The organism is Pseudoalteromonas sp. UG3-2 (assembly GCF_037120705.1).
In the GTDB taxonomy this organism is placed as follows: Bacteria; Pseudomonadota; Gammaproteobacteria; order Enterobacterales; family Alteromonadaceae; genus Pseudoalteromonas.
Genome location: NZ_JAWLJU010000002.1, coordinates 784,678 through 801,797 on the forward strand (window position 1 = coordinate 784,678; position 17,120 = coordinate 801,797).

Consider the following 17,120-nt stretch of genomic DNA (forward strand, 5'->3'; position numbering starts at 1 on the left):
ATGACACATTGGCAATCACATCACGCAACATTTTACGAAGAAAATTATGGTGAGCTCCAATTCCACCGCGATATCCCTGCATTAGCAGGCGTTAAATCTGGCTATCGGATCGTTGAACTTGGCTGCGGCGGCGGCTTTTTAAGCTGCTGCTTAGTGACGTATGCTGAACAAGTTCAGGTCATTGCGCTCGACCCAACAAGCACCATGATCGACTACGCAATTGCAAGACAAAAAAAGGCTGATATTTGCCAGTCACAACTTAAATTTGTTCAAGCAGGTGCAGAACAACTTGATGTTGCAGCGGCCTCTATTGATTTGGTTATTGCAGCATTTTCAGTGCATCATTGGCAACAGCCAATAATTGCCATGAGGCGGATTTATAACAGTCTCAAGCCCGGCGCTAAAATTTGGCTATGTGAAGATAAAAACACCCCTAGCGGCGGTGATCTCAAGGTCAATGCAGCACTTAAAACAGAAGCAGGGATTAAACAGCTGCTTACAAAAGTAGGGTTCGTGAATGTAACCCAGAGCCAGTTAGGTACCTTTGAAGGCGAGTTTGCCATTGTCTCAGGGTGCAAGCCTCAGTGAACTTCAAGCAAAAAAAAAGCGGCAATGTTTATTGCCGCTTCACACACTCAAGTAGGAACTTGGACTACTTAACGTAACACCAAGCCTATTTTTCGTTACAAGCGAATGCCGCCATCAATTTCAACGACACGGCCAGTAAAGAAATCGTTTTCAATAATGTACTTTGCGGTATGCGCAATTTCTTCCGCCTCACCAAGACGCCCTACAGGCTTCATTTTCACTAAGCGTTCTTTGGCTTCAGGTTTCATCGCGTCGGTCATCTTAGTACGGATCACCCCAGGCGCTATGGCACCAACACGAATACCATAACGACCAAGCTCTTTGGCCCAACTGGTGGTCATGGCCACGACACCAGATTTTGCCGCAGAGTAATTGGTTTGACCCATGTTGCCAGCGCGCGCGACACTCGACATATTAATGATCACCCCACCTTCGCCGGCTTCAACCATTTTAACTGCTGCTTCGCGACCACACAAAAACACGCCTGTTAGGTTGACATCTATAACCGATTGAAATTGCGAAAGCGACATTTTATCGACGATTTGACCTTCTTTTGCTTTTAACAGCAGGCCATCACGGAGGATCCCGGCGTTATTGATCAGCACGCTGAAACCATCAAAATCACCGACGATGTCATTAAATACTTTTTCCACCTCGGCTTCCACAGCCACATTGGCGGCATAGGTTTTCACCTCGACACCCAGCTTTGACAGCTCGGCTTGCGCATCACTTAATAACTCCTGCTGCATATCAATAAGCGCTAGGTTTGCCCCTTGCTGCGCCATTGATGTGGCCATAGCAAAGCCTAAGCCTTGAGCGCCACCGGTGATTACCACGGTTTTGTTTTTAATATCCATAACTACTTCTCTGAATAAAGCTTAAATATAGAACTGAAATCTTCGCTGCCTTTACCTTGATTTTGCATCAAGTTATACAGATTTTTGGCCAGTGCCCCCATCGGCGTTGCCGAATTGGTTTGCTGTGCCGATTGCATTGCCAGGCCCAGATCCTTTGCCATTAAGTCCAGCATAAAGCCCGGTTTATAACCGTTAGAAGAAGGCGCATTCTCCAGCACATCAGGACATGGGTTATACAACTCTAGCGTCCAGTTGCGACCTGAGCTATTGAGCATGATTTCACTGAGCACTTTGGGGTCTAGACCGTGATCAATTCCCATTTGCAATGCTTCACTGGTGCCTGCCATTAAAATAGACAACAGCATGTTGTTGCAGATCTTGGCAACTTGACCGGCGCCAATATCGCCGGCGTGGAAAATATTTTTCCCCATGCCTGCCAATACCACTTGAGCACGCTCAAAGTCAGCCTTAGCACCACCAACAATAAAGGTGAGTGTGCCTGCAGCGGCCCCTGCAACGCCACCAGACACAGGCGCATCAACAAAAGCAATCCCCGCCTCGGCAAGCGTATTGCCAACAAATTGCGCAGATTCAGCATCAATGGTTGAACAGTCAATAACCTGAGTATTTTTTGCCAGATAGTTAATCAAGCCATCGTCGCCGGTATAAACGGCACGAACGTGCTTGCCTGCTGGCAGCATACTGATAACGTAATCCGCTTCGCGACAGACATCACTGACCACAGTGGCTTTAGACGCACCTTGTGACTCTAAGGCCGATACGGCTTCAGCACTTAAATCAAATACACATACGTCGTGACCTGCTTTGATTAGGTTGCTAGCCATGGGACCGCCCATGTTACCTAAACCAATAAATCCAATCTTAGCCATGATTTTTTGCTCCTTACAGATCCGCTAACGGATGGTTATCGTCGCTCCAGCGCGGCGCAAAAAAGCTTTCTAACGCTTCCTCACTGACTTCGCTGACGGATTTAAACTGCCAGTTAGGCTGGCCATCTTTATCGATTAATAGCGCTCGTACGCCCTCTTGAAACTCACCAAACTCACCGGCTCTAACAGACATCCCCAACTCTTGCATAAAACACGCTTTCAAGCTCTTACCTTTGCTACGCGTTAATTGCGCTTTGACGATGGCCGCACTCATTGGAGAGCCATGCTTTAATGCCGCTTGCGCTTTGCTGAGCCATTTGTTGTCACTGCTATCAAGGTCGAGAATAAACGCTACTTGCTTTTCTAACTCGCTAATGTCATCAAGCGTCTTGAAAGTATCCAGCAAAGGTTCAATCTGGCTGTCTGGCATCACTTCATGGGACGCGTCTTCTAATGAATCCAACAGTAAGGTTAGCTTTTCGTGGTTAAGCACATTGGTTTGTTCCCAATTCACTTCGACTAGGTTTTGCACTAACACCTCGAGCTTCTCAGCGTCCATAAAGTGGTCGCCTAAACCCACCAGCTTGGCATCGGTGGCATTAATGTTAGCCGCAGTAAGACCAAGGAATAAGCCAACCCCAGGCGGCATTTTGTTAAGGAAATAACTGCCACCGACATCGGGATACAAGCCGATGGTGATTTCTGGCATGGCAATGCGCGACGTTTCGGTCACCACTTTATGACTGGCGCCTGCGGTTAAGCCAAGGCCGCCTCCCATAATAATACCGCTGCCCCACAATAAGATGGGTTTTTCATAATTGTGAATTTGGTAATCAAGACGGTACTCTTCACTGAAGAAGGTTTCCACGAGAGTGTTGTCTTGTTCCGTGGCCATTTCGCGATATAAGCTCACCACGTCGCCACCAGCGCAAAACGCTTTTTCCCCTGCACCTTTCAGCAACACCATGACGACCTGCTCATCTTGCGCCCAAGCTTCTAGCTGAGGCGTTAACAGGCGGATCATATCGAGGTTCAGTGCGTTCAGTGCCTTAGGCGCATTTAACGTGGCAATGCCAATGTTCATGCCATTATGGCACTTGGCCAGCTCAAAAATGACTGGCGCATCTGGTTGATTCAGTTGCTGTATTTCTACCATTAGCCATTCACCCAGTTTGCTTTGCGTTTTTCTAAAAAGGCATTCACACCCTCTTTTTGATCTTGGGTGTCAAACAGCGTCACGAATAGTTCACGCTCCAGTGGTAATGCACTGTTAATGCTGCCACTGCGGCCTTTTTGAATAAGCGCTTTACACGCCGTGACGGCAACTGGGCTTTGATCTTCCACTTTCTTAGCCAGCGTCAAAGCCGCTTCGAGTGCTTGACCTTGTTCCACCACTTCTTCTACTAAACCAATTTGCTGAGCTTTTTCGGCTTTCAAGCGTTCGCCACACAGGATCATGCGCTTTGCCCAGCCCTCGCCCACTAACCAAGACAGGTTTTGGGTGCCACCGGCACAAGGTAATAATCCGACTTTGGCTTCCGGTAGTGCCATTTGCGCTTGTGATTCAGCAATGCGAATATCGCAGGCTAAGGCCACTTCTAAGCCACCGCCCATGGCAAAACCATTAATGGCTGCAATAGACACGCCTCTGAAATCACTAAGGGTTTCAAACGCTTCACCAAACACTCGTGACATATCAGCGGCAACGCCTTTGTCACCATCCGCGAAGACATTTAAGTCGGCGCCTGCAGAAAAGAACTTTTCGCCTTCACCGGTAAGCACCAAGGCATAAATATTTTTGTCGGCATTGAGCTCAAGTACTAATTCTTTTAACCCCACCAAGGTGTCTTTTGTCCAAGTATTAGCCGGTGGGTTTGACATGGTCACAACCGCAACGTGACCTTGTTTTTCAAGTTTTAATTGTGCAGTCATAATGCTCTCCTTATAAAACGCTTGCTGCGCCTTCAGCTAAGATCCGGCGTGCAATAATGACACGCATGATTTCGTTGGTGCCCTCAAGAATTTGATGGACACGCACGTCACGAAGGTGGCGCTCAAGCGGGTACTCTTTGATATAGCCGTAACCACCATGAATTTGTAAGGCATCGTCACAAATCTTAGTGCCAGCATCGGTGGCAAAGCGCTTAGCCATAGCGCAATAAGTGGTTTTTTCGGCGTCGTTGCTGTCGAGTTTGAATGCCGCTAAACGGACCATCTGGCGTGCGGCCACCAACTCGGTGTTCATATCGGCAATTTTAAACTGCAGCGCTTGGAAGGCAGTCAAGGGCTTGCCAAATTGCGAGCGCTCCTGCATGTAGTCTTTAGCCGTGTTTAATGCCTGCTGCGCCGTGCCAATTGAACAGGTTGCGATGTTGATACGACCACCGTCTAAGCCCTGCATGGCAAATTTGAACCCTTCACCTTCTTGACCTAATAAGTTGCTCGCTGGAATACGGACATTTTCAAACGTAACTAAGCGTGTTGGCTGGGCATTCCAGCCCATTTTTTCTTCTGCTTTACCATAAATCACGCCTTGAGTGTCTGCCGGTACAACAAAGGCTGAGATCCCTTTTGGACCGGCTTCTCCGGTTCTTGCCATCACCACTAAGACATCGGTTTCACCGGCACCAGAGATAAACATTTTTGAGCCGTTTAACACGTACTCATCGCCTTCTTTTACCGCTTTGGTTTTCAGCGACGCGGCATCGGAGCCAGAGCCTGGCTCAGTTAGGCAATAAGACGCTAATAACTCACCGGTGACCAGTTGTTCCATGTAGCTGGCTTTGGTTTGCTCGGTGGCAAAGCTGGCGATCATCCAAGTGGCCATATTATGAATGGTTAACATCGCGGTAGTTGCGGTGCAGCCCATTGAAAGTTGTTCAAAAATAATGCTGGAATCTAGCCGCGATAACCCTAAGCCACCGGCTTCTTCAGGGGTGTATAAACCACAAAAGCCCAGTTCACCGGCCTTTTTAATTACATCCTTAGGAAAAATATGCTCTTGATCCCATTTCGCCGCATGTGGCGCAAGCTCACTCATTGCGAATTGGTATGCCATATCGGCGAATGCTTGTTGATCTTCATTTAGATTAAAGTCCACGCTAGACCTCTCTTGCTGTCATGACACCCTGATTGTGCGTCGGTAATTCTTATCATCACACGGATTGTGTGTACTTCTAAAAAAGAGCGTGCTTTCCCTGCAAAGCACGCTAGAACATGGTGTTATCTGAGGTTAATACTCATGTTTGGACCGCTCACGGCTTCGTCGTCAAACCATCGCGAGGTGATGGTTTTAGTTTCAGTGTAGAAACGCACACCTTGTTTGCCGTAAGTGTGTTGATCGCCATAAAACGAGTTTTTCCAACCCGTGAAGGAGAAAAACGGCAATGGCACCGGAATTGGAATATTAATCCCCACTTGGCCCACTTCGATTTCGCGTTGAAACTTACGCGCTGCACCACCGCTGGCGGTAAACAGCGAAGTACCGTTGCCGTATGGGTTGTTGTTTATCAGCTCAATGGCTTCATCTAAGCTGTCGACAAACACACAACACAATACTGGTCCAAAGATCTCTTCTTTGTAGATGTCCATGTCAGTGGTGACATTAGAGAACAACGTTGGCCCTACCCAGTTGCCTTTTTCATAGCCCTCTAAGGTAAATTCAGAGCCGTCTAACAAGCAGGTTGCGCCTTGTTGTTTGCCACTGTCAATCAGCGAAAGAATGCGTGCCTTCGCTTGTGGTGTGGTTTGTGGGCCGTATGCCGCTTCGGGATCGTCCCAAACGCCAGGGCGAACCTTAGCCATGGCCTCTTTGAGCTCCTCAACCCACTGCTGCGACTGACCAACAAACACAGCCACAGAAATACCCATACAACGCTGACCGCCAGCGCCCACAGAAGAGCCAACTAAGTTATTAATAACTTGCTCTTTTTTGGCATCCGGCATCACCACCATGTGGTTTTTCGCGCCAACACACGCCTGCACACGTTTTAAGTTTTGGGTGCCTTTAGAATAGATATATTGACCGACGCCACATGAGCCAACGAAGGAAATGGCACGGATTTCAGGCGCTTCTAAGATCTGATCGACTTGCTCTTTACCACCATGTACCACTTGTAACACACCTTTCGGTGCCCCAGCTTCTTCAAACAGCTCAACTAAGCGCATTGGCGTCAGTGGATCTTGTTCTGAAGGTTTCAACACAAAGGTGTTGCCACAAACAATGGCCATTGGGAACATCCAAAGTGGGATCATGGCAGGGAAGTTAAACGGTGTAATACCGGCACACACCCCTAGTGGCTGGGTATAAGAATAAGTATCAATATTGCGAGCCACGTTTTCAACCGTTTCCCCCATCATCATTGATGGCGCATTACATGCCTGCTCTACCACTTCAATACCACGCCAAACATCGCCTTTCGCGTCTTCAAAGGTTTTGCCTAGTTCATGACAAATGATAGTGGCAATTTCTTCTTGATGTTCTTTTAGCAATGCCGCGTAGCGCATCATGATCCGTGCACGCTCGGTAACCGGCACATTGCGCCAGGTTTTAAATGCTTCTTGAGCTGAATCAATCGCGCTCTGAACCTCTGCTTCTGTGGCGCAAGGTACTTTTGCTAACACTTCTTGGTTAGCTGGATTTACAACGTCTAACCATTTGTCAGACTGAGATTGTGAGAATTCACCGTTGATGTATAAAGGTACTTGGTGCATAAAGCACTCCTCCCCGTAATGCGAATGTATGCGCTGCGAAATTGATTAGTGTTATGGAAAGCGCAGCGCGCCTTGAACGAATATAATCGTAACTGTTGTGCCAGCTTACACTTCCACTGCCATAGCAACGGCTTCGCCGCCACCGATGCAAAGTGAAGCCACCCCTTTGGATAAGCCACGGTTTTTCAATGCATGGATAAGCGTCACTAGAATGCGCGCACCACTTGCGCCAATCGGATGGCCAAGTGCACAGGCACCACCATTAACATTGACTTTATTGCTGTCGAGTTTCATTTCGTTAATCGCCAGCATAGTAACCATGGCAAATGCTTCATTGATTTCCCATAGGTCAACGTCAGCCGCGCTCCAGCCCGCCTTGTCTAACAGCTTGTTCATCGCACCCACTGGCGCCACGGTAAATTCCGCAGGGGCTTGTGAATGGGTGGCGTGACCAACAATCTTACACAGCGGTGTTAAACCATGTTGTTTGGCCTCAGACTCACTCATTAAGATAAGTGCAGCCGCGCCATCCGAAATCGAGGAGGAATTCGCCGCCGTAATTGTGCCGTCTTTTTTAAAGGCTGGGCGCAAAGATGGAATTTTATCTGGGCGGGCATTGCCAGGCTGCTCATCGATGCTTACTTCCACGTCACCTTTACGAGTTTGCATAACGTGAGAGGTGATTTCGCTGTTAAAGCTGCCGTTTTCAATCGCGGCATTAGCTTTACTTAGCGAGCCCAGGGCAAACTCATCCATGTTTTCACGAGTGATACCATACTGATCGGCTGTATCTTGAGCAAAACACCCCATGGCTTTGTTATCGTAAGCATCTTCAAGGCCATCTGCCATCATGTGATCTTTAATCTCACCGTGGCCCATGCGCATGCCGCCGCGCGCTTTAGGAATAAAATACGGTGAGTTGGTCATGCTTTCCATGCCGCCGGCAATCGCAGAGCGAATGCTGCCAGACTTGATTAGGTCATGGGCAAACATGGCCGCTTTCAGGCCTGAGCCACACACCTTATTAATGGTAGTAGCGCCGGTTGAGCGAGCCAAACCTGCGTGTAACATGGCTTGACGGGCTGGCGCCTGACCTAGACCGGCAGGCAAAACACAGCCCATGATCACTTCTTCAATACTGGCGTCACTTAAACCAGTGTCGTTCATTACCGCCTTAATCGCCGTGGCGCCTAAATCAGTGGCAGCCGCACCAGACAAGCTTCCCATGAAGCCACCCATAGGCGTTCTTTTTGCCGCGACGATGACTACAGCTTCGTTACTCATTGCAAAACTCCTGTTTACAAGCCACACTATTGGCTTGTGAAAATTTAACTCTTAGGTTGAGCATACATAATATTTACGTTTACGCCAACGTAAATCTAAAATCAACCATTGTGAGATCAACTCAAGTGTAAAGCTGAGTTACACAGTTTACTTTCCACTCCTTATAAATTAAGGCTTGCAGAGAATCATTACGGCATTTGTAGGCAATTTTCGCAATTCTATATAAGACTAAAGCAGGATCTGCCCTCACCCCTTTACCTTTACGTAAACTTCACTTATATTGGTCTAATCAGTGACGTTGTAAGTGTAAATAGAAAATGCAAGAACCTAACGAACCAACCTATTCAATCAGCGAGTTAGCTAAAGAGTTTGATATTACGACTCGCAGTATTCGTTTTTACGAAGACCAAGGGCTACTTTCACCTAGACGCCAAGGTCAAACCCGGATCTATTCCAAGCGAGATAAAGTGCGCTTAAAACTGATCCTGCGGGGCAAACGTCTGGGCTTTACACTTGCCGAAACTGGCCGCTTATTTGAGCTTTATGACGCCGACAAGTCGAGCGAGAAACAGTTGAAAACCATGTTGCAACTGATCGAAGAGAAAAAAGCCGACCTTAGCCAGCAAATGGATGACATTAAAGTCGTTTTAATGGAGTTGGTCACGGCTGAACGTCGTTGTCGCGACACCCTTAACGAGCTCGAACAATAAACTCTCACAACAGGATGACTACCGATGAGCACAGTATCTCTATATAAAGAACTCAATTTTGGTTTAGGTGAAACAGCGGATATGATCCGCGACCATGTAAACAGCTTTGCCAGCAGCGAAATTGCCCCTCTGGCGGAAAAGACCGATGAAGAAAATGCTTTCCCTAATCACATGTGGCCAAAGTTTGGTGACATGGGTCTGCTAGGTATTACAGTACCGGAAGAGTTTGGTGGCTCGAATATGGGTTACCTTGAGCACGTTATTGCCATGGAGGAAGTCAGCCGTGCCAGTGCCTCTATTGGCCTAAGCTATGGCGCTCATTCAAACCTGTGTGTTAATCAAATTAACCGCAACGGTAACCAAGCGCAAAAAGAAAAATATCTGCCTAAATTGATCAGTGGTGAACACATTGGTGCCCTTGCCATGAGCGAGCCGAATGCTGGTTCAGATGTCGTATCAATGAAACTGAAAGCTGAGAAGCAAGGCGATAAGTACATCTTAAACGGCAACAAAATGTGGATCACCAATGGTCCTGACGCCGATGTTTTGGTTATTTATGCGAAAACGGACACTGCTGCAGGCCCACGTGGGATCACCGCTTTTATCGTAGAAAAAGATTTCCCAGGTTTTTCCACTGCACAGAAGCTAGACAAGCTAGGCATGCGTGGCTCAAACACGTGTGAATTGGTGTTCGAAAATTGTGAAGTGCCCGCCGAAAATATTTTAGGTGAAGTCAATGAAGGCGTAAAAGTCTTGATGAGTGGCTTAGACTATGAGCGCGTGGTACTGGCTGGCGGACCACTTGGCATTATGCAAGCTTGCATGGACGTGGTAGTTCCATACATCCATGAACGTAAGCAGTTTAATCAGTCTATTGGTGAGTTCCAGCTGGTGCAAGGCAAAGTAGCGGACATGTATACGCAAATGAACGCAGCGCGTTCGTACGTGTATACCGTAGCCAAAGCTTGTGACCGCGGTGAAACCACTCGTAAAGATGCAGCTGGCGCCATCCTTTATTCTGCCGAGTTGGCGACAAAACTGGCGTTAGATGCCATCCAACTGCTCGGCGGCAACGGTTACATCAACGAGTATCCAACAGGACGTTTGCTACGCGATGCCAAGTTATATGAAATTGGTGCCGGCACCTCTGAAATTCGCCGTATGTTAATTGGTCGTGAGCTGTTTAACGAAAGCCGCTAGGAGTTTATATGACGGTACTCAATTCTGCGGTTAATCCTCAAGACCCGCAATTTAAAGCCAACAGCGATGCCATGTCAGCGCTGGTGGCTGATTTAAAAGACAAGGTCGCCCACCTTAGCCAAGGGGGCGGAGAAGCCTTAATTGCACGGCATCAAGGTCGCGGCAAGTTGTTTGTTCGTGACCGCATTGAAACTCTCCTTGATGAGGGGTCTCCTTTTCTTGAAATAGGCCAGTTTGCTGCTTATGGCGTATACGAGCAGGATATCCCTTGTGCCGGTGTGGTCGCTGGTATTGGTCGCGTTCAAGGGGTGGAATGCATGATTGTCGGCAACGATGCCACCGTCAAAGGCGGTACTTATTTTCCACTGACAGTGAAAAAACATCTCCGCGCCCAAGAAATTGCCGAGCGCTGCCACCTTCCTTGTATTTATTTGGTCGACTCCGGTGGTGCTAACCTGCCTGAGCAAGACGAAGTGTTCCCCGATAAATTGCATTTTGGGCGAATTTTTTACAACCAAGCGCGTATGTCTGCCAAAGGGATCCCCCAAATAGCAGTGGTGATGGGCTTATGTACTGCCGGTGGCGCCTATGTGCCAGCAATGGCCGATGAGAGTATCATCGTTAAAGAGCAAGGCACTATTTTCTTAGCTGGTCCACCGCTTGTTAAAGCGGCTACTGGGGAAGAAGTATCAGCAGAAGATCTCGGTGGTGCAGACGTTCACTGTAAGGTCTCAGGTGTTGCCGATCACTATGCCGAAAACGACGAGCATGCCCTGTCGATTGCCAGACAATGCGTGTCACGATTAAATCATCAACGCCCTACTCGACCCATTTTAAAAGACGCTCCGGCACCACGTTACGACATCAATGAAATCTATGGCATTGTTGGCACCGATCTGAAAAAGCCATTTGATGTCCGTGAAGTCATTGCTCGAATTGTTGATGATTCGCAGTTTGATGAGTTTAAACGTTACTTTGGCGAGACCTTAGTCACTGGCTTTGCCGAAATTTACGGTCACCCAGTGGGTATTGTTGCCAACAACGGCATCTTATTCTCTGAGTCGGCACAAAAAGGCGCTCACTTCATCCAGTTGTGTGCACAGCGTAATATTCCACTGCTGTTTTTACAAAACATCACTGGCTTTATGGTAGGCCAAAAGTATGAAGCCGAAGGCATCGCCAAGCACGGCGCGAAAATGGTGACCGCGGTTTCTTGTGCCGATGTTCCCAAATTTACTGTCTTGATTGGCGGCTCTTATGGCGCTGGTAACTACGGCATGTGTGGCCGTGCTTACGAGCCCACTATGATGTGGATGTGGCCTAATGCGCGGATCTCAGTGATGGGTGGCGAGCAAGCCGCCGGGGTATTAACGCAAGTGCGCCAAGATGGCTTAGCCCGTAAAGGTCAAAGCATGAGCGACGCCGAAGTGGCTGAATTTAAAAAGCCCATTGTCGAACAATATGAGAAACAAGGCCACCCCTACTATGCCAGTGCACGGCTGTGGGATGACGGCGTAATCGACCCCGCTGACACCCGTACCGTACTTGGACTTGCACTCGAGGCCGCCAGTAATGCCCCCGAGCAAGAGTCTAAGTTTGGCGTCTTTAGAATGTAAGGAGCACTTATGCCAGTCACTTTAACCATAACAAAAACCAAAGTGGCGATTTTAGAGCTAAGTCGCCCAGAAAAACACAACGCCTTCAACGCTGAGGTGATTGCTGAGTTAATTAAAAACATTGAGTATGCCGGCACCTTGGATGTCCGGGCATTAGTATTAAAAACCCAAGGTAAGCACTTTTCAGCTGGCGCCGATCTGGCTTGGATGAAATCCATGGCCGCTAACGACTATGATGAAAACGTCGCCGATTCCATGGAACTTGCAAAACTAATGCAAGTATTGGCTGAGTGCCCTCACCCAACCTTGTGTCTTGTTCAAGGTGCAGCGTTTGGCGGCGCATTAGGCCTTATTGCCTGTTGCGATATTGCCATTGCACAGCCAAGTGCTAAGTTTTGCTTGAGTGAAGTTAAGCTAGGCCTTATCCCGGCGGTGATCAGTCCCTATGTTATTAAAGCCATTGGTGAGCGCCAAGCGCGTCGTTACTTCTTAACCGCAGAAGTATTCGATGGCGAAAAAGCACAAGCGCTGGGCTTGGTTCATGAACTCAGCGACGACCTTGAGCAAGCCGAGGCGGATTTTATCGCCACCATTTTAAACAATGGTCCTGCGGCAGTAAAAAGTGCCAAAGCGCTTATTTCAGAGGTGGCTGGCAACGACATCGATGCCCCTCTTATTGCCCATACCGCTGAGCGCATTGCACAGATCCGCGTTAGTGAAGAAGGCCAAGAGGGCCTCAGTGCCTTTTTTGACAAACGCGCACCGGCTTGGCAACACACTGCCAGCGAATAGGAGTAACTATGCTAACTAAAATTCTAATCGCAAACCGGGGTGAAATAGCCTGCCGCGTGATGCGCACAGCAAAAAAAATGGGATTGACTACTGTTGCCGTCTATTCCGACGCCGACAGCAATGCCATGCACGTCAAGGCAGCTGATGAAGCCTACCATATTGGTCCGGCACCAAGTAAAGACTCGTATTTGGTCGCCGATAAAATTCTCGACGTCGCCAAAGCCGCAGGAGCAGACTGCATTCACCCAGGTTATGGTTTTTTGTCAGAGAATGAAACCTTTGCCAGAGCCTGTGAGCAAGCCGGTATTGCCTTTATTGGTCCATTGGCCAGCTCCATTGAAGCCATGGGCTCTAAAACGCGCGCTAAAGAGATCATGCACGCGGCGAACGTGCCACTGGTCCCAGGTTATTATGGCGATAAGCAAGACGATGACTTCTTACAAGCCGAAGCCGACAAGATTGGTTACCCGGTGTTAATTAAAGCCGCCTACGGTGGCGGTGGTAAAGGCATGCGTGTGGTGCGTGAAAGCCACGAGTTTATGGCGGCATTAAACGGTGCTAAACGCGAAGCGGCAGCCAGCTTTGGCAATGACCTAGTGTTGCTGGAGCGATTTGTTGATTCGCCACGTCACGTGGAAGTACAAGTATTTGCTGACAACCATGGTAACTGTATTTACCTCGGTGATAGAGACTGCTCTTTGCAACGTCGTCACCAAAAAGTGATTGAAGAAGCCCCAGCTCCTGGTTTAAGCGATGAATTGCGCAAAGCCATGGGTGAAGCCGCGGTTCGCTGTGCTCAAGCCATTGATTACCGTGGAGCCGGCACGGTTGAGTTCCTCTTGTGTGGTGAAGAGTTTTTCTTTATGGAGATGAACACGCGACTGCAAGTAGAACACCCTGTTACAGAAATGGTCACCGGCGTTGATTTAGTGGAGTTACAACTGCGGGTAGCTGCCGGTGAAGCACTTCCTTTGACGCAGCAACAAGTGAGCCTAACGGGCCATAGCTTTGAAGCGCGTATTTACGCTGAGGATCCAGAGCAAAACTTTATGCCCTTTTCTGGTACCCTTAGCCACTTGAGCTTTCCCAAAGCACAACACGGTATTCGCATCGACACTGGGGTACAACAAGGCGATGAAATCAGCCCCTTTTATGACCCTATGATTGCTAAGCTCATCGTCCATAGCGCTTCTCGTGAGCAGGCCCTGATGAAGCTCGGTGCCAGTTTAGAGCAAGTGCATCTAGCTGGGCTTAAGTCTAACATTGCGTTTTTGCATCACTTAGCAGGTCACCCTACCTTCCAAGCCGGTGCACCGGATACGCACTTTATCGATACCCAAACAGAAACCTTAACCGCCTCTTTCGTTCCTGAACAAAAGATGTTGCTGTTGGCCTGTGCCGCTTATTTAAGTCATGCCCAACCTCAGCGTAACTCGGTATGGGGTAACCTTGGCTTTCGCCTTAACCAAACGGCGAAAGTCGACATTCCTTTGAGTGAACACAAAGCCAGCGCGTATGCCAGCAAACAAGGCTGGAAAGTGGCGTTAGACGAGCAAATTCATGAGTTGCATGGCGAGCTTGATGGCTCACAATTACAGGTCGTTATCGATGGCGTGCGAATGACCGCGGATGTGGTTATCACGGATAATGAGATAACGGTCATGTACGGCCCTTACCAAGCGCAATTTGAACGTCAGTCCAAGCATTATATCAGTGACCATGAACACGATGCCGCGCCTTTATCTGCGCCGCTTAATGGCACTGTGGTTAAACACCTACTGACTGTCGGGAGCTCAGTGAGCAAAGGCGATGCGGTAGTAGTGATTGAAGCCATGAAAATGGAATACACGCTGAACGCACCTTTTGATGGTACCTTAACAAGCTATTGCTTTGCTGAAGGTGAACTGGTAAGCCACGGTGATATGCTTGCCATTGTTGAGGAGAGCGAGTAATGGCGGACTACCCAAAGCAGGTCAAAATTGTTGAGGTGGGAGCACGAGACGGCTTGCAAAACGAAGTCAGTGTTGCCACCCAAGCCAAGGTTGATTTAGTCAATGCCCTCGCTGCGGCCGGCCTCAAACATATTGAGGCTGGCGCGTTTGTATCACCTAAGTGGGTGCCACAAATGGCCGACTCCGGCGATGTTATTGCTGGCTTTATTCGTCAACCGGGCGTGGAAATAAGCGCCCTAACCCCCAACTTAAAAGGGGCTGATATGGCACTGTCGCATCAGGTGGATGAATTTGCCATATTCACCGCTGCCAGCGAAGCGTTTACGCAAAAAAACATTAATTGCTCGATTGCACAAAGCATCGAACGCTTTCAGGGCGTGGTTGATCTTGCACAAAAAAACAACATTAAGGTACGTGGGTATGTCAGTTGCGTAGTTGGCTGCCCGTATCAAGGAGAAGTGCAATCGCAAGCCGTTTTAGATGTGTGTAAACAATTGTTGGCACTGGGATGTTATGAAATCAGCCTCGGCGACACCATTGGTGTGGGTACGCCAAATAAAGTCAAGGCGTTATTAGATTTGCTACTACAGCATATCCCAGCGGATAAGCTTGCGGTGCATTTTCATGATACCTATGGTCAGGCCTTAGCGAATATTCATACTGCCCTCGAGATGGGGATTGCCACAGTCGATAGTGCTGTGGCAGGACTTGGCGGCTGCCCCTACGCCAAAGGAGCGTCAGGAAATGTTGCCACTGAGGATGTGGTTTACTTGCTGCAAGGGCTTGGCATTGACAGTGGAATTGATTTAGAAAGGCTAGCAAAAGCAGGATGGGCAATTTGTGAGGCGTTGGATAAAACCCCAACTAGTAAAGTGTCTTTGGCACTGAAGCAAACTTGTCAGTCTTAAAACAATAACATTATTAGGAGTGGGCTTATGGCCGGTTTCGATAAAGTCGTATCGAGTTACGATGAGGCAATGGCAGGGCTAAAAGATGGCGATACCGTGATTGCCGGTGGCTTTGGCTTATGTGGTATCCCTGAAGGCTTGATCGCTGAAATACAAAAAATGCAAACCAAAGACCTTACCGTGGTTTCCAACAACTGTGGCGTTGACGACTTTGGCCTTGGGATCTTACTTAAAGACCGTCAGATCAAAAAAATTATTGCTTCGTATGTGGGTGAAAATGCCCTATTCGAGCAACAGTTACTGGATGGCATCATTGATGTTGAGCTCACACCGCAAGGCACCTTAGCAGAGAAAATGCGTGCCGGTGGTGCCGGTATCCCAGGTTTTTATACTGCCACAGGGTACGGTACACCAGTGGCTGAGGGTAAAGAGGTAAAAGAGTTCGATGGTCGCCCGTATATTTTAGAGGAGTCTATCACCGGCGAGTTTGCCATTGTTAAAGCGTGGAAAGCCGATCGCTATGGCAACCTAGTGTTCCGTCATACTGCCATGAACTTTAACCCAATGGCGGCGACGGCAGGTAAAATCACCGTTGCTGAGGTAGAAGAAATTGTCGAACCTGGTGAGCTTGAGCCAAGCCAAATTCATACCCCAGGGATTTATGTCAACCGCGTGATCAAAGGCAGCTTTGAAAAGCGCATTGAACGTGTTACTACGCGCAACTAGGAGGCAATCATGGCGTTAAATCGTGAACAAATTGCAATGCGCGTGGCGCAGGAACTGCAAGACGGCTATTACGTAAACTTAGGTATTGGTATTCCAACCCTAGTGGCTAATTATGTTCCGCAAGGCATTGAAGTCATGCTGCAATCCGAAAATGGTTTACTCGGCATGGGACCATACCCAAGCGCAGATCAAGTGGATGCGGATATGATTAACGCGGGTAAAGAAACCGTGACAGCAGCCACAGGTGCCGCTATTTTTAATAGTGCTGAAAGTTTTGCCATGATCCGTGGTGGTCATGTAGACTTAACAGTATTAGGTGCATTTGAAGTGGATCAACAAGGCAACATTGCTTCTTGGATGATCCCGAAAAAATTAATCAAAGGCATGGGCGGGGCAATGGATTTAGTTGCCGGTGCGCGCAACATCGTGGTCACCATGACCCATGCCAGCAAACATGGCGACTCGAAACTGTTAGAGTCATGCACGTTGCCGCTTACAGGGGTAAATTGTGTTAAAAAAATAGTCACTGACTTAGCCGTGTTAGAAGTAAAAGATGGCGCATTCCATTTGCTAGAGCGCGCCCCTGGTGTTAGTGTTGATGAAATAATCAGCAAAACCGCCGGCAAGCTCATCGTTGACGGAGACATTCCCGAGATGCAGCTAGACGCAGTGTAAGCGTCAATGTACCGACCTCATTCCCAGTGCCAAAGGCGCTGAGTTACCCAAAACCCCTCGTTTGAGGGGTTTTTTTTCATCTATAAGTTTGCTTTTGTTTAACAATCAACCAAAATGGCAACCTAAAAATCATGATTTTTAAATAAAAAATTCAGTCTCCATTTACTTTTGTGTATGAAGCCCTAAACTATTAAAAGGCAGTGAGGTAG

The 17,120-nt window shown here is 48.2% G+C and carries 16 protein-coding genes; 9 read left to right on the forward strand and 7 right to left on the reverse strand.

Going from position 1 to position 17,120, the window contains the following annotated elements; all coding sequences use genetic code 11:
* Window positions 1-588, forward strand: a complete 588-nt coding sequence (locus R3P39_RS06810) for a class I SAM-dependent methyltransferase (RefSeq protein WP_336566499.1) — start codon at window positions 1-3, stop codon at window positions 586-588.
* A gap of 95 nt (window positions 589-683) precedes the next feature.
* Here the strand turns inward: R3P39_RS06810 and R3P39_RS06815 are convergent, their stop codons facing one another.
* The 7 genes from R3P39_RS06815 to R3P39_RS06845 all read right to left on the reverse strand — a co-directional run bounded on the left by R3P39_RS06815 (window position 684) and on the right by R3P39_RS06845 (window position 8,332).
* Entirely contained in the window at window positions 684-1,445 is a 762-nt protein-coding gene (locus R3P39_RS06815) for an SDR family oxidoreductase (RefSeq protein WP_336566500.1), read from the reverse strand.
* Between the two features lie 2 nt (window positions 1,446-1,447).
* Window positions 1,448-2,335: a 3-hydroxyisobutyrate dehydrogenase gene (gene mmsB / locus R3P39_RS06820; RefSeq protein WP_336566501.1), complete on the reverse strand. Its 888-nt coding sequence runs from the start codon at window positions 2,333-2,335 to the stop codon at window positions 1,448-1,450.
* 13 nt (window positions 2,336-2,348) lie between these two features.
* Complete coding sequence (locus R3P39_RS06825; protein ID WP_336566502.1) at window positions 2,349-3,491, reverse strand: enoyl-CoA hydratase/isomerase family protein; 1,143 nt, start codon at window positions 3,489-3,491, stop codon at window positions 2,349-2,351.
* Complete coding sequence (locus R3P39_RS06830; RefSeq protein WP_336566503.1) at window positions 3,491-4,267, reverse strand: enoyl-CoA hydratase; 777 nt, start codon at window positions 4,265-4,267, stop codon at window positions 3,491-3,493. Before R3P39_RS06830 ends, R3P39_RS06825 begins: the two co-directional genes overlap by 1 nt.
* A 10-nt stretch (window positions 4,268-4,277) precedes the next feature.
* The gene (locus tag R3P39_RS06835; RefSeq protein WP_336566505.1) at window positions 4,278-5,435 is read right to left on the reverse strand and encodes an acyl-CoA dehydrogenase family protein; all 1,158 of its coding nucleotides are present in this window, start codon (window positions 5,433-5,435) and stop codon (window positions 4,278-4,280) included.
* A 122-nt stretch (window positions 5,436-5,557) separates the two neighbouring features.
* Window positions 5,558-7,048, reverse strand: coding sequence for a CoA-acylating methylmalonate-semialdehyde dehydrogenase (locus tag R3P39_RS06840; RefSeq protein ID WP_336566506.1), 1,491 nt, complete (start codon window positions 7,046-7,048; stop codon window positions 5,558-5,560).
* Window positions 7,049-7,153: 105 nt separating this feature from the next.
* Window positions 7,154-8,332: a thiolase family protein gene (locus R3P39_RS06845; RefSeq protein WP_336566507.1), complete on the reverse strand. Its 1,179-nt coding sequence runs from the start codon at window positions 8,330-8,332 to the stop codon at window positions 7,154-7,156.
* Between the two features lie 317 nt (window positions 8,333-8,649).
* Between R3P39_RS06845 and R3P39_RS06850 the strand changes: the two genes are divergently transcribed.
* The 8 genes from R3P39_RS06850 to R3P39_RS06885 are packed head-to-tail and all read left to right on the forward strand — an operon-like array spanning window position 8,650 to window position 16,911.
* A complete protein-coding gene (locus R3P39_RS06850) occupies window positions 8,650-9,042 on the forward strand; it encodes a MerR family transcriptional regulator (protein WP_336566508.1) in 393 nt (130 codons plus the stop codon).
* Between the two features lie 24 nt (window positions 9,043-9,066).
* Window positions 9,067-10,242 (forward strand): isovaleryl-CoA dehydrogenase, encoded by a 1,176-nt coding sequence (locus tag R3P39_RS06855; RefSeq protein ID WP_336566509.1) that lies wholly within the window; start codon window positions 9,067-9,069, stop codon window positions 10,240-10,242.
* Between the two features lie 8 nt (window positions 10,243-10,250).
* Entirely contained in the window at window positions 10,251-11,858 is a 1,608-nt protein-coding gene (locus R3P39_RS06860) for a carboxyl transferase domain-containing protein (protein WP_336566510.1), read from the forward strand.
* 9 nt (window positions 11,859-11,867) lie between these two features.
* A complete protein-coding gene (locus R3P39_RS06865) occupies window positions 11,868-12,650 on the forward strand; it encodes an enoyl-CoA hydratase-related protein (protein WP_336566511.1) in 783 nt (260 codons plus the stop codon).
* 8 nt (window positions 12,651-12,658) lie between these two features.
* Window positions 12,659-14,602: an acetyl/propionyl/methylcrotonyl-CoA carboxylase subunit alpha gene (locus R3P39_RS06870; RefSeq protein ID WP_336566512.1), complete on the forward strand. Its 1,944-nt coding sequence runs from the start codon at window positions 12,659-12,661 to the stop codon at window positions 14,600-14,602.
* Entirely contained in the window at window positions 14,602-15,510 is a 909-nt protein-coding gene (locus tag R3P39_RS06875) for a hydroxymethylglutaryl-CoA lyase (protein ID WP_336566513.1), read from the forward strand. The genes R3P39_RS06870 and R3P39_RS06875 overlap by 1 nt, the downstream gene beginning before the upstream one ends.
* A gap of 27 nt (window positions 15,511-15,537) precedes the next feature.
* On the forward strand, window positions 15,538-16,236 hold the full coding sequence (locus R3P39_RS06880) for a CoA transferase subunit A (RefSeq protein ID WP_336566515.1): 699 nt from the start codon (window positions 15,538-15,540) through the stop codon (window positions 16,234-16,236).
* A 9-nt stretch (window positions 16,237-16,245) separates the two neighbouring features.
* Window positions 16,246-16,911, forward strand: coding sequence for a 3-oxoacid CoA-transferase subunit B (locus R3P39_RS06885; protein ID WP_336566516.1), 666 nt, complete (start codon window positions 16,246-16,248; stop codon window positions 16,909-16,911).
* The last annotated feature ends 209 nt before the right edge of the window (window positions 16,912-17,120 follow it).

What these genes read in the sequence shown, in the direction of transcription:
- R3P39_RS06810 (WP_336566499.1), top strand. Translation starts at nt 1, where the DNA reads ATGACACATTGGCAATCACATCACGCAACATTTTACGAAGAAAATTAT.
- R3P39_RS06815 (WP_336566500.1), bottom strand. Translation starts at nt 1,445, where the DNA reads ATGGATATTAAAAACAAAACCGTGGTAATCACCGGTGGCGCTCAAGGC.
- mmsB (WP_336566501.1), bottom strand. Translation starts at nt 2,335, where the DNA reads ATGGCTAAGATTGGATTTATTGGTTTAGGTAACATGGGCGGTCCCATG.
- R3P39_RS06825 (WP_336566502.1), bottom strand. Translation starts at nt 3,491, where the DNA reads ATGGTAGAAATACAGCAACTGAATCAACCAGATGCGCCAGTCATTTTT.
- R3P39_RS06830 (WP_336566503.1), bottom strand. Translation starts at nt 4,267, where the DNA reads ATGACTGCACAATTAAAACTTGAAAAACAAGGTCACGTTGCGGTTGTG.
- R3P39_RS06840 (WP_336566506.1), bottom strand. Translation starts at nt 7,048, where the DNA reads ATGCACCAAGTACCTTTATACATCAACGGTGAATTCTCACAATCTCAG.
- R3P39_RS06845 (WP_336566507.1), bottom strand. Translation starts at nt 8,332, where the DNA reads ATGAGTAACGAAGCTGTAGTCATCGTCGCGGCAAAAAGAACGCCTATG.
- R3P39_RS06850 (WP_336566508.1), top strand. Translation starts at nt 8,650, where the DNA reads ATGCAAGAACCTAACGAACCAACCTATTCAATCAGCGAGTTAGCTAAA.
- R3P39_RS06855 (WP_336566509.1), top strand. Translation starts at nt 9,067, where the DNA reads ATGAGCACAGTATCTCTATATAAAGAACTCAATTTTGGTTTAGGTGAA.
- R3P39_RS06860 (WP_336566510.1), top strand. Translation starts at nt 10,251, where the DNA reads ATGACGGTACTCAATTCTGCGGTTAATCCTCAAGACCCGCAATTTAAA.
- R3P39_RS06865 (WP_336566511.1), top strand. Translation starts at nt 11,868, where the DNA reads ATGCCAGTCACTTTAACCATAACAAAAACCAAAGTGGCGATTTTAGAG.
- R3P39_RS06870 (WP_336566512.1), top strand. Translation starts at nt 12,659, where the DNA reads ATGCTAACTAAAATTCTAATCGCAAACCGGGGTGAAATAGCCTGCCGC.
- R3P39_RS06875 (WP_336566513.1), top strand. Translation starts at nt 14,602, where the DNA reads ATGGCGGACTACCCAAAGCAGGTCAAAATTGTTGAGGTGGGAGCACGA.
- R3P39_RS06880 (WP_336566515.1), top strand. Translation starts at nt 15,538, where the DNA reads ATGGCCGGTTTCGATAAAGTCGTATCGAGTTACGATGAGGCAATGGCA.
- R3P39_RS06885 (WP_336566516.1), top strand. Translation starts at nt 16,246, where the DNA reads ATGGCGTTAAATCGTGAACAAATTGCAATGCGCGTGGCGCAGGAACTG.